Origin of the sequence: Saccharopolyspora sp. NFXS83, from assembly GCF_026241095.1 — a bacterium.
Classification (GTDB): Bacteria; Actinomycetota; Actinomycetes; order Mycobacteriales; family Pseudonocardiaceae; genus Saccharopolyspora_C.
Window position 1 is genome coordinate 62104 of the sequence record NZ_JAPFGB010000018.1, and the last position, 14120, is coordinate 76223.

General features: G+C 69.8%; 13 protein-coding genes. 10 read left to right on the plus strand and 3 right to left on the minus strand.

The features are described from left to right. Positions 1 to 72: 72 nt before the first annotated feature. Positions 73 to 1554 carry a M28 family peptidase gene (locus tag OOZ19_RS19950; protein WP_266091643.1) on the minus strand — a complete coding sequence of 494 codons (1482 nt, stop codon included), beginning with the start codon at positions 1552 to 1554 and terminating at the stop codon, positions 73 to 75. A gap of 144 nt (positions 1555 to 1698) precedes the next feature. Between OOZ19_RS19950 and OOZ19_RS19955 the strand changes: the two genes are divergently transcribed. Then, positions 1699 to 2679, plus strand: a complete 981-nt coding sequence (locus tag OOZ19_RS19955; RefSeq protein WP_266091644.1) for an NAD(P)H-quinone oxidoreductase — start codon at positions 1699 to 1701, stop codon at positions 2677 to 2679. Between the two features lie 21 nt (positions 2680 to 2700). On the opposite strand, the gene OOZ19_RS19960 is transcribed toward OOZ19_RS19955, so the two are convergent. Beyond that, positions 2701 to 3900 (minus strand): cysteine desulfurase-like protein, encoded by a 1200-nt coding sequence (locus OOZ19_RS19960; protein ID WP_266091645.1) that lies wholly within the window; start codon positions 3898 to 3900, stop codon positions 2701 to 2703. A gap of 98 nt (positions 3901 to 3998) precedes the next feature. Here OOZ19_RS19960 and OOZ19_RS19965 point away from each other — a divergent pair, with 98 nt between their 5' ends. The 8 genes from OOZ19_RS19965 to OOZ19_RS20000 all read left to right on the plus strand — a co-directional run bounded on the left by OOZ19_RS19965 (position 3999) and on the right by OOZ19_RS20000 (position 12017). After that, complete coding sequence (locus OOZ19_RS19965) at positions 3999 to 4532, plus strand: bacterial proteasome activator family protein (RefSeq protein WP_323055162.1); 534 nt, start codon at positions 3999 to 4001, stop codon at positions 4530 to 4532. 186 nt (positions 4533 to 4718) lie between these two features. Beyond that, positions 4719 to 5591 carry a galactan export ABC transporter permease subunit Wzm/RfbD gene (gene wzm / locus OOZ19_RS19970; protein ID WP_266091646.1) on the plus strand — a complete coding sequence of 291 codons (873 nt, stop codon included), beginning with the start codon at positions 4719 to 4721 and terminating at the stop codon, positions 5589 to 5591. Between the two features lie 13 nt (positions 5592 to 5604). After that, entirely contained in the window at positions 5605 to 6426 is an 822-nt protein-coding gene (gene wzt / locus OOZ19_RS19975) for a galactan export ABC transporter ATP-binding subunit Wzt/RfbE (protein ID WP_266091647.1), read from the plus strand. Continuing rightward, positions 6423 to 7355 carry a galactofuranosyltransferase GlfT1 gene (gene glfT1 / locus OOZ19_RS19980; RefSeq protein ID WP_266091648.1) on the plus strand — a complete coding sequence of 311 codons (933 nt, stop codon included), beginning with the start codon at positions 6423 to 6425 and terminating at the stop codon, positions 7353 to 7355. The genes wzt and glfT1 overlap by 4 nt, the downstream gene beginning before the upstream one ends. Before the next feature lie 90 nt (positions 7356 to 7445). Next, on the plus strand, positions 7446 to 7706 hold the full coding sequence (locus OOZ19_RS19985; RefSeq protein WP_266091649.1) for a hypothetical protein: 261 nt from the start codon (positions 7446 to 7448) through the stop codon (positions 7704 to 7706). Then, positions 7703 to 8104, plus strand: a complete 402-nt coding sequence (locus OOZ19_RS19990; protein WP_266091650.1) for a MerR — start codon at positions 7703 to 7705, stop codon at positions 8102 to 8104. The genes OOZ19_RS19985 and OOZ19_RS19990 overlap by 4 nt, the downstream gene beginning before the upstream one ends. Before the next feature lie 166 nt (positions 8105 to 8270). Further along, positions 8271 to 11594: an arabinosyltransferase domain-containing protein gene (locus OOZ19_RS19995; protein WP_416309468.1), complete on the plus strand. Its 3324-nt coding sequence runs from the start codon at positions 8271 to 8273 to the stop codon at positions 11592 to 11594. A gap of 156 nt (positions 11595 to 11750) precedes the next feature. Continuing rightward, positions 11751 to 12017, plus strand: coding sequence for a hypothetical protein (locus tag OOZ19_RS20000; protein WP_266091652.1), 267 nt, complete (start codon positions 11751 to 11753; stop codon positions 12015 to 12017). A gap of 91 nt (positions 12018 to 12108) precedes the next feature. Here OOZ19_RS20000 and OOZ19_RS20005 read toward each other — a convergent pair whose 3' ends face one another. After that, positions 12109 to 12546, minus strand: a complete 438-nt coding sequence (locus OOZ19_RS20005; RefSeq protein WP_266091653.1) for a GtrA family protein — start codon at positions 12544 to 12546, stop codon at positions 12109 to 12111. Between the two features lie 170 nt (positions 12547 to 12716). On the opposite strand from OOZ19_RS20005, the gene dprE1 reads away from it, so the two are divergent. Next, a complete protein-coding gene (gene dprE1 / locus OOZ19_RS20010) occupies positions 12717 to 14099 on the plus strand; it encodes a decaprenylphosphoryl-beta-D-ribose oxidase (protein ID WP_266091654.1) in 1383 nt (460 codons plus the stop codon). The last annotated feature ends 21 nt before the right edge of the window (positions 14100 to 14120 follow it).

The window sequence follows — 14120 nt, forward strand, 5'->3', positions numbered from 1 at the left end:
GCGAACGGACCGTTCGCCCAACGGGATGGGACGAACGGTCCGTTCACTTCGATCAGATCGGTGCGGTCCCGCTCAGATGCGGTCGTGGTCGCCGAGGGCCGGCAGGGGCGCCTGCTCGGTGCGGAACCCGGCGCGGGCGGCGCGGGCCTGCGCGCCGTTGACGCCTTCGGTGCTCTGCGCGTACTGGCCGATCGTGGTGGCCAGCGCCTTCGCGTTCCGCTCCAGCGCCACCTTGTCCACATTGGACAGGTTGTCCTGCGGGGTGTGGTAGTTCGGGTCGAAGTTCTGCCCGGCCGTGCCGCCCCACTTCGCGGCCTGCGCCTCGGTCTTGGTGCCGTCCCCGCCGGTGAACAGGCCGCCCGCGGGAATGCCGTTGGCGATGAACTCGCCGTAGTCCGAGCGCCCGTCGAAGTCGGTGCCCTCGACCTCCACGCCCTGCGCCAGCAGCGCAGCTCCCAGGTCGCGTTCGATGGCGCCCGAGCCGTGCGGGCCGGGGCCGGCGCCGACACCGTCGGAGTCGTCCCCGTCGTAGGCGAAGTACCCGGCGTTCGGCGAGCCGATCATGTCGAAGTTCAGGTACAGCGCGATGTCGAGCTGCTGCTCGAAGCTGAGGCTCTGCACGTACTTCGTGGACCCGACGAGGCCGGATTCCTCCGCGCCCCAGAACGCGAAGCGCACCGCGTTCGGCGTGTCCGGAGCGCCGCCGAGGGCGAGCGCGGTCTCCAGCAGGCCCGCGGTGCCGCTGCCGTTGTCGTTGATGCCCGCGCCTTCGGCGACGCTGTCCAGGTGCGCCCCGGCGGTCACCACGTTGTCGGTGCGCCCGGTGCGGGTCTGGGCGATGACGTTGCGGGTGGTGATGTCCTGCAGCCGGGACTGCACGTCCAGGTGGACTTCCGCGCCCGCCTGCTCGGCGAGCCGCTGCCCGGTGGCCAGGTCCACGCCCGCGCTCGGGATCCGCGCGTCGGCGGGGTCGCCGAGGGTGCCGTTGACCGGGCCTTCGACGTTGTTGTAGATGATCGTGCCCACGGCACCGAGGTCAGCGGCGATCTGCTGCTTCTCCGCGAAGGTGCAGGATCCGCGTTGCACGAGCGCCACCGATCCGGCGACGTCGGCGGGGAAGTCGGCCGCCTCGCAGCCGGGGGTGTCGTCGACCGCGGCCACCGACAGCGGCGCGGTCAAGCCGCCCTGCGGGGTCGCGGGCGAGTACTCCAGCGCGTCCCCGGCGACCGGCGCACCGGCCACCGCCAGCGCGAACGAGTCGAGGAAGTAGGCCTGGTAGTCGAATTCCGGGGTGGTGACGTCGAATCCGGCGCCGCGCAGCTTGGCCGCCACGTAGTCCACGCTGGCCTCGTACCCCTCGCGGCCGGACGCGCGGTTGCCGTCGTTGCTGTCGGCGATGCGCTGCAGGGCGACGAGGTGCCGGTGCACGGCGTCGACCTCGACCTGAGCCCCCAGGTCGGCCGGCGCGGCGGAAGCGGGGGCGGCGACGAGCAGAGCCGCGGCGAAGGTGGTGAACACGGCCGCGAAGCGGCGGCCTGATCTCACAGCAGTCATTCTGTTCTGCTCCCCAAGGGTGAGTGTGTGGTGGACAGCTTCGACAGCTCTCACCGGGGAAGTCAAGATTGTCCGAATAATGGTTACAGCGGAACGGTTTTTCCCGGTATTGCCGGATCGGCGGCAGGGACTACGGTCGTCACCATGTACGCCATCGCGATCCGTGAGCCGGGTGACCCGGAAGTGCTGGAGTGGACCGAGCAGGCCGATCCGCGGCCCGGTCCCGGTGAAGTGCTCGTGGACGTCGCGGCGGCCGGCGTGAACCGGGCCGACCTGTCCCAGCGGCAGGGCAACTACCCGCCGCCGAAGGGCGCCAGCGAGATCCTCGGCCTCGAATGTTCCGGCACCGTCGCCGAGCTGGGCGAGGGCGTCGCGGACTGGCGGGTCGGCGACGAGGTGTGCGCGCTGCTCGCCGGTGGCGGGTACGCGGAGCGGGTCGTGGTGCCCGCAGCCCAGCTGCTGCCGGTGCCCGACGGCGTGGACCTGGTCGACGCCGCGGGATTGGCCGAGGTGTCGTGCACGGTGTGGTCGAACGTGGTCATGGAAGGCGGGCTCACCGCCGGGAAGTTGCTGCTGGTGCACGGCGGCTCCGGCGGCATCGGCACCAGCGCCATCCAGATCGGGCGGGCGCTGGGCGCTCGGGTCGCCGCGACCGCGGGTGCGGCCGAGAGCCGCGAATTCTGCCGGGAGCTCGGCGCCGACCCGGTGATCGGCTACCGCGACGAGGACTTCGTCGAGGTGGTCAAGGGGCTAGGCGGGGCCGACGTGGTCCTGGACAACATGGGCGCGTCCTACCTGGACCGGAACCTCTCGGCGCTGGCGCCGGACGGCCACCTCGCGGTGATCGGCATGCAGGGCGGTCGCAAAGCCGAGCTGGACCTGGGGCGGATGCTGGTGAAGCGGCTGCGGATCTCGGTGCTGGGACTGCGCGGACGTCCGCTGGACGGGCCGACGGGCAAGGCCGCCATCGTCGCCGACGTGCGGAAGGAGCTGTGGCCGCACGTCGCCGCCGGGCGGGTCCGCCCGATCGTGCACAGCCGCATCCCCATGCCGGAGGCGTCCCGCGCGCACTCCCTGCTGGAAGCGGGCGGCGTCCACGGCAAGATCCTGCTCACCCGCTCCTGACCGGGGCGGGGCCGTCGCGGATCAGTCGAGCGCGGCGACCGCCCGCAGGAGTTGATCGACCTCGTAGGTGTTGGTGTAGTGGGTGAGGCCGACGCGGACGGCACCGCCCACCTCACCGACGCCGAGCACCGCGAACACGCCGTGCGTGCCGGGGTCGGCGAACGCGCACACGCCCTGGTCGGCGAGGTGCTCGATGGCGTCGACGGCTTTCACGCCGTTGACGGTGAACGCCATCGACGGCACCCGGCGCATCGCGTCGCCGATGACCATCACGTGCCGCAGCCTGCGCAGTCCGCCGGTGAGGTTCGCCAGCAGCCCGGCTTGGTAGGCCTTCGCCGAGCTCAGCGAGGTGAGCAGCCGCTCCCGCCGCGGTCCGACCGCCGCGTCGTCCAGGCCCGCCAGGTAGTCGATGGACGACACCAGCCCCGCCAGCAGCGGGTAGGCGTGCGGGCCGAGTTCCAGGCGGTCCGGTCCGCGCCAGCCGGGTTCCAGCGCTGCCGACGGCAACTGGTCGATCATCGCCGGATCCCGGAACACCAGCGCGCCCACCGGCGGCCCGCCCCACGCGGAGGCGTTGAGCGCGAGCACGTCGGCGCCCATCGCCGTGATGTCCAGCGGCAGGAACGGTGCGGCGGCGGAGGCGTCGACGACCACGAGCGCGTCGTGCTCGGCGGCGATCTCGGCGATCTGGTGCACGTCCGGCCGGGTGCCCACCGCGCCGGACGCGGCGGTGACGGCGACGACCTTGGTGCGCTCGTTGATCAGGTCCCGGTACTGCCACGCGGGCAGCTCGCAGGTCTCGATGTCCACCTCGGCCCAGCGCACCTGGCAGCCGGAGCGCTGCGCGGCGCGCTGCCAGCACATCACGTTGGACGGGTGGTCGAGCCGGGACACGACGACGTCGTCGCCGATCATCCAGCCGTCGCCGAGCCCGTCGGCGAGCCGTTGCAGCAGCACGGCGGAGTTCGGCCCGAGCACCACCCCTGCGGGGTCGGCACCCACGAGATCGGCCAGTGCGCGACGAGCTGCGTCCACGATGGCCTCGGCGCGCTGCGAGGCGGGGAAGATCCCGCCAGGCCCGGAGACGGGCGCGCGCAACGCGGTGGAGACCGCGGTCGCGACCTGCTCGGGAACCTGCATGCCCGCCGGGGCGTCCAGGTGCACCCAGCCGTCGCCCAGCGCGGGGAAAAGCCCGCGAACAGCAGCGACGTCGAACGCCATGGTCATACCGTAGTGAGCGCGCCGGACCTGATGACCGCCGGGTGGCCCATTCCGGCTCCTCGTGCGTCCGATGCGCGCGGAGGCGTCAGGATGGGGGCATGAACCAGAACGAACAGGACCAGCAGCGCGAGATCTTCGTGGTGGGGGAGGGCACGCCGCTCGGCTCGGGCGTGGACCCCTCCGCCGAGGGCATGGGCGAGCGGGAGAACGTCGGCGAGCTCGTCGAGCAGCCCGCGAAGGTGATGCGGATCGGCACGATGATCAAGCAGTTGCTGGAGGAGGTGCGGGCCGCGCCGCTGGACGAGGCGAGCCGCAGCAGGCTCAAGGAGATCCATCAGTCCTCCATCCGGGAGCTGGAGGAGGGGCTGGCCCCGGAGCTCATCGAGGAGCTGGAGCGGCTGTCGCTGCCGTTCGCCCAGGAGTCGACGCCCTCGGAGTCGGAGCTGCGCATCGCGCAGGCCCAGCTGGTCGGCTGGCTGGAGGGTTTGTTCCACGGGCTGCAGACGGCGTTGTTCGCGCAGCAGATGGCGGCGCGGGCGCAGCTGGAGCAGATGCGCCGGGGACTGCCCGCGGGCAGCGGCGGTGAGGCGGAGCAGGCCCCGCAGTCGAGGGGGACCGGCCAGTACCTGTGACGGCTGCGCTCGTCCGGGGGTTCACGGAACGGTGACGACCTGCGCGGGCGCGCACGCGTGCCCGAGCGGGGACGGCGCCGGTCCGACCGCGTGGGTGCGCCCGAGCTGTCCGGAATGTGCGTCCCGGTCGGCATGGGTGCCTCCCTCTCCCCGGTGACCAGGGCGCTGTCGGTACTCTTACGCACCGTGCAGGCCACGAGCACGATCGAGAGACCAGCGGCTCCGCCCGAGACTTCGTCGCGGACCTGGTCCAAAGCGTTCAACGACCTCGTCGAGGGCGCCAAGCAGCGTCAGCTGTGGGCGCATCTCGGCTGGCAGGACATCAAGCAGCGGTACCGCCGTTCGGTGATCGGACCGCTGTGGATCACCATCAGCATGGGCGTGATGGTGACCGGGCTGGGCATTCTCTACGGAAGCCTGTTCGGCACGGACCTGCGGGAGAAGCTGCCGCACCTCGCGGTCGGCTTCATCATCTGGGAGTTCATCCGCAACTGCGTGAATGAGGGCACCGAGGTGTTCATCAGGAACGAGGGGCTGATGAAGCAGTTGCCCGCTCCGCTGAGCGTGCACATCTACCGGCTGGTGTGGCGCCAGACGCTGTTCTTCCTGCACAACCTGATCATCTACTTCTTGCTGCTGGCCATCTTCGCGCTGGTGGGGACGCCGATCCCGATCAACTGGACGGTCATCGTGGCCATCCCGGCGCTGCTGCTGATCATGATCAACGGCATCTGGGTGACCACCCTGTTCGGCGTGATCGCCACCCGCTTCCGGGACATCCCGCCGGTGGTGCAGAGCATCATGACGATGGCGCTGTTCATGTCCCCGATCACCTGGGGCATGTTCGAGTTCGAGCACAACGACCAGAACGCGTGGCGGCAGATCTTCGTCGACGGCAACCCGCTGTCGCACTACATCGCGATCTTCCGGGACCCGTTGATCGGGTTCGACCAGCACCTGTACCACTGGTACTGGGTCCTGGGCTGCACCGTCGGCGGCTTCCTGCTGGCAGCCGTGGTCCTGCGCAACTACCGCGCCCGCGTCCCCTACTGGGTCTGAGGGAGATCGAACGATGGTCAGCATCGACGTCTGGAACGCGGCGGTCGACTTCCCGATCTTCGACGCGAAGTCCCGCTCGCTGAAGAAGGCCGTGCTCGGCAAGGCCGGCGGCAAGATCGGCACCGACAGCAAGGTGCCGATCATCGAAGCCCTGCACGACATCAACCTGCACCTCAGCCACGGCGACCGGCTCGCGCTGGTCGGCCACAACGGTGCGGGCAAGTCCACGCTGCTGCGGCTGCTGGCGGGCATCTACGAGCCGACCCGCGGCAGCGCCCGCGTCGTCGGCAAGGTCGCGCCGGTGTTCGACCTCGGCGTCGGCATGGACCCGGAGATCTCCGGGTACGAGAACATCATCATCCGCGGTCTGTTCCTCGGCATGAACCGCAAGCAGATGGAAAAGCGGATGGACGAGATCGCCGAGTTCACCGAACTCGGCGACTACCTGGACATGCCGCTGCGCACTTACTCGACGGGCATGCGGGTGCGCCTGGCCATCGGCGTGGTCACCTCCATCGACCCCGAGATCCTGGTGCTCGACGAGGGCATCGGCGCGGTCGACGCGGACTTCCTGGAGAAGGTGCGCGACCGGCTCAAGGAGCTCGTGAAGCGCTCCGGCATCCTGATCTTCGCCTCGCACTCGGACGAGTTCCTGATGGAGCTGTGCAACTCGGCCGTGTGGATGGACAAGGGCGGGATCCGCGAGCACGGTTCGCTGCGCAGCGTGCTGACGTCGTACAAGGGCAAAGACCCGTTCGAAAACCTCAGTCCGGAAATGCTGGCGCAGGTCAGTGACACGGCCACCGCCACGATCGGGAGCGACAAAGCACCATGAGCGCCGACTCCGCCGAGCAGCCGCAACTTCCCGCAGATTCCGTCGTCGCGGTGATCGTCACCAGGCATCGCCGCGAGCTGCTCGCGGAGTCGCTCAAGGTGATCGCCACCCAGACGCGGGTGCCGGATCACCTGGTGGTCGTCGACAACGGGCCGGACCAACCGGCGCGGCAGGTCGTCGAGGACTGCCCGATCCCGTCGACGTACCTGCCCTCGCGGCACAACCTCGGCGGCGCGGGCGGTTTCGCGCTGGGCATGCTGCACGCGCTGGCGCTCGGCGCGGAGTGGGTGTGGCTCGGCGACGACGACGGCAGGCCCGCCGACGACCAGGCGCTGGCGACGCTGCTGGACGTGGCGCGCACCCGCAAGCTCGCCGCCGTCTCGCCGGTCGTGGTGAACATCAACCGGCCGGACAAGCTGGCGTTCCCGCTGCGCCGCGGCCTCACCTGGAAGCGCCGCCCGGAGGAGCTCAGCGCTCCCGGTGGGGACGCCGACTTCCTGCCGGGGATCGCGTCGTTCTTCAACGGCGCGCTGTTCCGCGCGGCCACGCTGGACGTGGTGGGCGTGCCGGACTACCGGCTGTTCGTCCGCGGCGACGAGGTGGAGCTGCACCGCCGCGTCGTGCGGTCGGGGCTGCCGTTCGGCACCTCGCTCAAGACGCGGTTCGTGCACCCGGACGGTTCGGACGAGTTCAAGCCGATGCTCGGCGGCCGGTTCCACGCGCAGGACCCGTCGGACGAGAACAAGCGCTACTACACCTACCGCAACCGCGGTTACCTGCTCTCGCAGCCGGGGATGCGCAAGATCGGGGCGCTGGAGTTCCTGCGGTTCGGGCTGTACTTCATCGGCCAGCGCCGCGACCTGAAGGCCTTCCGCGAATGGCTCCGCCTGGTCCGGCAGGGGCGCCGGGAGCAGTTCTTCCGCCGCTGAACGGGGCGGTTCACCTTTCACCCGTCCAGTGCCCCACGAACGCGTCTAGCTCGTTTGCCACTTGAGTGTCCATTGCGATAGAAGTGCGCTGTGGTCAACAAGAAGCTGAAGTCGGCCAAGGTGCTCAGTCTGGCGCGCCGTGCGGCTCGCAATGCGAAGACGACGATCCAAGAGATCCCAGGCAGGGGGAAGGGGCCGCATCGGATCTTCGCGGTCTACGACCGGGAAGGTGTCGAAGTGGCCCGGTTCGGTTTAACCGGCCGCAACAAAGAGATCTCTTGGTACGTGCTCACGCACATCGAGACCGGTTTGGCTTCCATTTTCGGCGAGAAGTGGCTGGAGGACCGATGAGCGCTGAGCAGCTGAGCAGCTACCGAGTGCACGTGAGCCGGGAGGACAGGAGCTGGGTGGCGCACGTCCAAGGCCTCCCCGCCGGTGCGACCGAGGTCGATCACCTTGAAGAGCTCGATCTCGAAGTTCGAGACCTCATCGCGGGGCTCGCCGATCGCGAGCCGGATTCGTTCCGCATCGACTGGCGCTACCTGCAAGGCGACGTGGAGTACACCCGGCCGGTCGAGGAACTGCGGCACTGGGCGGCCGAATCCAAGCAGGCGGCCGCGAACGCCGAGCGGGCGCGACGGGAGATCATCACGACGTTGCGCTCGGCGGGCTTGAGCCAGCGGGCCATCGCCGAGGTGATCGGAACGTCGCACCAGCGGGTCGCGCAACTGATGGCGGAGGCATCCTGAACCCTCCCGTACGACGGTCACCGATCGGTCACGGGGGATCACGGGACGCTGAGAGACACCTGAGAATCACTCGATCGGGGCTGCTCATAGCGTCGGCAAACATCTCGGTTCAGGCCGCGTCGAACGCGCCGGACGCCCCAGGACCAGGGACTACTATTCTCCTGGCGTGCTTAAGGGGCAGGAAGACAGCAGTCGCAAGGACGACCCATCGGAGTCGTCCTCGGATCAGGCGGCGGACTCTCCGGCACGCCCGGCGGCGAGCCGGCGCGACCCGTCCGCGAAGCAGCTGAGGTGGTTCGCCTCCGTGCTGGGGTTGCTGGGCGCCGCACTGGCGATCGCGGTGCCCTTCCTGCCGGTCGACCACAACATCAACACCTTGAGATGGCCCACCGCCGAGGGCACCAAGTCGGTCTCCGCGCCGCTGGTGAGCTTCTCGCCGCTGTGGATGAACGCGAACGTGCCGTGCGAGTCGGTGCGCAGCGTCGACGCGCGCACCGACGGTCCGGCGAACCTGCTGAGCACGAACCCGCCGAACTCGGACTACGGCAACCTCACCGGCATGACCCTGCAAGCCGACAACGGCCAGGTCACCTTGCTGTCCAAGGGGCAGCAGGTCGGCACGGTGCCGGTCCCGGCGGGCGACTGCGCCATCACGGTGCGGTCCGACGTGGTCGGCACCAAGGTCAAGCTCGGTGACGAGACGCTGGCGAACCTGCGCGGCGACCAGCGCCCGCAGCTGACCGGCATCTTCTCCGACATCGACTCGACCCGCGACGACATCGACGGCCTGTCCTTCGAGGCACGCGTCGACAACCGCTACGAGAGCAGCGCGACGCCGATCAAGCTGACCGTGATCGGTCTGGCGGTGCTGGCCTTCATCGGCTCCGTGGTGTGCCTGCGGCGCCTGGACGTGCGCGCGGGACGCCGCCCGCCCCGGCTGGTGCCCCGCGGCTGGTGGAAGCCGACGCTGCGGGACGTCTCGGTGTTCGGTGCGCTGATCATCTGGTGGATCGCGGGCGCGATGACCTCCGATGACGGCTACATCCTCACCATCGCGCGAGCGCGCGAGAGCGCCGGCTACATCAGCAACTACTACCGCTGGTTCGCGGTGCCGGAAGCGCCGTTCGGCTGGTTCTACGAGCTGTACTCGATGTGGGTGCAGGTCTCCACGGCCACGCCGTGGGTGCGGCTGCCCGCGTTGCTGATGGGCTCGGTCAGCTGGCTGCTGATCAGCCGCGAGGTGCTGCCGAGGCTGGGCCAGCAGGTCCGGCGCAGCAACGCCGCCGGGTGGGCCGCCGCCGCCGTGTTCCTCGCGTTCTGGCTGCCCTACAACAACGGCCTGCGCGCCGAGCCGGTCATCGCGCTGTTCTCGCTGCTGGCGCTGTGCGCCGTGGAGCGCGCGGTCGCCACCGGTCGCCTGATGCCCGCCGCGCTGGGCCTCGTCGTGGCCGCGCTCGCGCTGGGCGCGGGTCCGCACGGCCTGGTCGCGGTGCTGCCCTACATCGCGGCGCTCAAGCCGCTGCTGCGGTTGGTGCGGCAGCGGGCCAAGGACTACGGCTGGGTACCGGTGCTGGCGCCGATCGCGGCGTGCGGCTTCATCATCCTCGCCGCGGTGTTCGCGGACCAGACCTGGCAGTCGATCATGGATGCCACGGACCTGCGCACCGAGATCGGCCCGAGCGAGGACTGGTACCAGGAGCTCAACCGCTACAACCTGCTGTTCAGCCCCACCCCGGACGGTTCGCTGGTGCGCCGGTTCCCGGTGCTGCTGGTGATGTTGTGCCTCGCGACGTGCGCGGTGATGCTGCTGCGCCGCGGTCGCATCCGGGGTGCGGCGCTCGGCCCGAGCCGCCGGCTGCTGGCCGTGGCCGCGCTGTCGTTCGTGGCGCTGGCCCTGACCCCCACCAAGTGGTCGCACCACTTCGGCATCTTCGCCGCCGTCGGCGGTGCGCTCGCCGCGTTGACGGCGCTGGCCACGAGCAGCACGGTGCTGCGCTCGCGGCGCAACCGGGCGGCGTTCTTCTCCGGTCTCATGGTGATCTGCGCGTTCGCTTCGACCGGGCCGAACGCGTGGTGGTACGTCTCCGGCTGGGGCGTGCCGTGGTTCGACAAGGCCCCGTCGATCGACGGCCGCAACGCGAGCACGCTGCTGCTGGGCATCGCGGCCATCGCGGGCATCGTGGCGTTCGTCGAGCACTTGAGGCTGGACGAGAAGAATCCGAAGGTCGTCGAGAGCGTCGAACCCGGCCGGACCGGCATGGAGAAGCGCAGCCGCGCTCTCCGGCTCGGCACGGCGCCGCTGGCGATCATCTGCGCGCTGCTGGTGCTGGGCGAGCTCGCGACCTTCGGCAAGGTCATCCAGAAGCAGGCGGGCACCTACAGCCTGGGCATGGACAACATCAAGCAGCTCGCCGGTTCCAGCTGCGGCCTGTCGGACTACGTGTACGTGGAGCCCGACCCGAAGGCGGGCATGCTGCCGGTTGCCGGCCAGCAGCCGACCAAGCCCGTGCCGGACTTCCAGGTGCCCAAGCGCAACGCCGACAAGGAGAACGGCGAGCAGTACTTGGCGCCGAAGATGGAGGGCTTCCGCAAGCCGGGCCTGCCGGTCGGCGACGGTTCCGACCCGGAGGAGCCGGACTGGCGCCCGCCGCACCAGTTCGGCGACGACAAGGCCCCGGTGTGGGGCAGCTACGACGAGGCGGGCACCGGCACCGGTGAGCTGCGCACCCAGTGGTACGACCTGCCGGAGCGCGCGGCGACGGGCGAGGTGCCGGTGGTGCTGAGCCTCGCGGGCGCCGAGGGCGGCGCGAACGCGCTGGTGCTGGAGTTCGGCCGGGACACCCCGCAGGGCTTCGAGATGATGCACCGGCAGTTCGTCGCGCAGGGCCCGGCTCCGCAGTGGCGGGACTACCGGTTCACCGTCGGCGGCGAGGCCGAGGGCGCCACGAAGATGCGCGTCGTCGGTGTCGACCAGGCGGTCTCGCCGAACGGCTGGCTGGCGGTGAGCGCGCCGCGCGCGCCGCAGCTGCAGAACATGACCGACGTCGTCGGCGACGCCCCCACGTTCGTGGAGTGGACGGCGGCGCTGGTGCACCCGTGCCTGCAGATCTCCGGGATCCACAACGGCGTCGCCGAGATGCCGCGGTTCCGGGTGTCGGCCGGTGCCGAGGTGCGCGACATCGGCGCGGGCTGGTCCTCGCCGGACGCGGGCGGTCCGTTCGGCTGGATGAACGTCAGCTCCAGCGTGCGGGAACTGCCGACGTACATGCGCGGGGACCTGACGCGGGACTGGGGTTCGCTCTACGAGGTGGACCCGTACCAGCCGGACGCGTTGCCAGCGGAGGCCGCGATGCACGTGAGCTCCGAGACCCACTCGGGTCTGTGGACGCCGGGGCCGCTGACGAAGACGGTGGAGCTGCCGGGCGACGTGCCCAGCTCCGACGACCGCAACGACGTCAAGCAGCTCGGCGGCGACGAGCCGCAGCAGTAGCGCCTGGCGTCGAACGCCTTCGGCGGAGCGGCCCGCTCGACCGGATCAGGTCGGGCGGGCCGCTTCGCGTCCGCCCTGGGTGAAAACGGGGTGCTGGGCGTCCGCCGAGGGTGAAAGCGCCTGCCGCCGCGGCGCGGGCGGTGGTGCGCTGGGGGCATGAGCGAGAAGCGACCAGGATTGATCCTGCACTTGGCAGGCGTGTCCCAACCCCTGCACATCGCGTTGGACGCCACCGAAGCGGAAACGCTCGACGGGCGGCTGGCGGAGCTGATGGGCTCCGGCGGTACGACGTTGCTGACCACCGCGGACGGCGGCAAGTTCGCGGTGAACTTCGCCCACGTCGCCACCGCGCACGTGGAGAGCACCCGCTCCGACAGCAACGCCTACGGAGCGCCCAACCGCACCACCGGCTTCGCGAGCTGAGCGCCGGGCACCGCGTGGGGTGAACGGCCCGTGCGCCCGGCAGGACCGGGCGGACTGGGCCGTTCACCGCTCGGGCCGTGCGACCACGGCGTCAGTCGCGGAAGACGACCCACTTCAGCATCACGAAGTTGATCAGCGTGCCGAGGCCCTGGGCGATCACCCAGAACAGGGTGAACTGCCAGGCCTCCTGCGCGTCGAACAGCAGCACGAGCAGCTGGTTCGAGCCCATGTTCACGAAGAACGTGGTCGTGTAGACGACCACGAACGCGCCGGCCTTCGCCTTGGAGTTGCCAGAGCTGGCGCCGCTGAAGGTGAACTTCCGGTTGATCAGGTACGACGCGGTGGTGCCCAGGATGAACGAGATCGACTTGGACAACCAGACGGGCCAGCCCGCCACGCCCAGCAGCAGCGAGTACGTACCGAAGTCGATCAGCGCGCAGAATCCGCCGATGGCCACGAAGCGGAAGAGTTGCTGGAACAGTCCGAGCTTCTTGCTCTCGGCGTCTGCGCCGGATTCGGCCACGGCCACTGGTTCACCCCAAGTGTCGGCAACAGCGTCGGTACGGCAGCCCGGAGGCGGACGACCCACAAGTCGCCCCGAAAAGTGTAGCGGTGAACCTCTGCGCCCCCCGGTGCACCTGTGCTAGCGGGGCGCTACCCGCCCGTACTCGGGGACGCGACGCGGATAGACTCGGCTGGGTGGGATCGGGACAGCACGACCATGCGACCAGCGAACGGGTTCAGCGACTGGCCGGGTGGGGGCGCACGGCGCCGACCTCGGCTCGAGTCGTGAGCACCCCGGACGTCGACGTGATCGCGAAAGCGGTCCGCGAAGCCGGCCCGCGCGGCGTCATCGCCCGCGGCCTCGGCCGCAGCTACGGCGACCCGTCGCAGAACGCGGGCGGCACCGTCATCGACATGACCGCGCTCGACCGCGTGCACCAGGTCGATGCGGACGAGGCGACGGTCGTGGTCGACGCGGGCGTCTCGCTGGACACGCTGATGCGCCGCCTGCTGCCGTACGGCCTGTGGATCCCGGTGCTGCCGGGTACCCGCCAGGTCACCGTCGGCGGCGCGATCGGTTCCGACATCCACGGCAAGAACCACCACTCGCAGGGTTCGTTCGGCAGCCACGTGCTGTCGCTGGACCTGCTCACCGCCGACGGTTCGGTGCGGACCCTGTCGCCGCAGGGCGCCGGCTCCGAGCTGTTCTGGGCGACGGTCGGCGGCATGGGGCTGACCGGCATCATCCTGAAGGCCACGATCCGGCTCAAGCGCGTCGAAACGGCGTACTTCCTGGTCGACAACGTGCAGACGAAGAACCTCGACGAGCTGATCGAGCACTTCACCGACGGCTCCGACGGCAACTACATCTACTCCGTGGCCTGGTTCGACTCGCTGGCGCGTGGCGAGAACCTGGGTCGCGCCTTGTTGACCAGGGGGAACTCCGCGACGCTGGAGGACCTGCCGAAGAAGCTGCGCAAGGACCCGTTGAAGTTCAACGCCCCGCAGCTGATGACCGCGCCGCCGATCTTCCCGAACGGGCTGGTGAACAAGTACACGATCACCGCCTTCAACGAGGTCTGGTACCGCAAGGCGCCGACGAAGTTCGGGGCCGTGCAGAACATCACCCAGTTCTTCCACCCGCTCGACCTGGTCGGCGAGTGGAACCGGATCTACGGTCCGAACGGTTTCCTGCAGTACCAGTTCATGGTGCCGTTCGGGCAGGAGGCGATGTTCCGCCGGTCCATCGACAAGATCAGCGCCAGCGGGCACGCGTCGTTCCTGAACGTGCTCAAGACCTTCGGCAAGGGCAACGACGCCCCGATGTCCTTCCCCAGCGAGGGCTGGACGCTGACCGTCGACATCCCGATCACGCCCGGCCTCGACCGGTTGTGCCAGGAGCTCGACGAGCTGGTTCTCGACGCGGGCGGCAGGCTCTACCTCGCCAAGGAGTCGCGGACGTCGGCGGAGATGATCGAGCGGATGTACCCGCGCATCCACGAGTGGCGCAAGATCCGCGCCTCGGTCGACCCCGAGGGCGTGTTCCATTCCGACCTGTCCCGGAGGTTGAGCCTGTGACCGCAGCGTTGCAGAACCGGA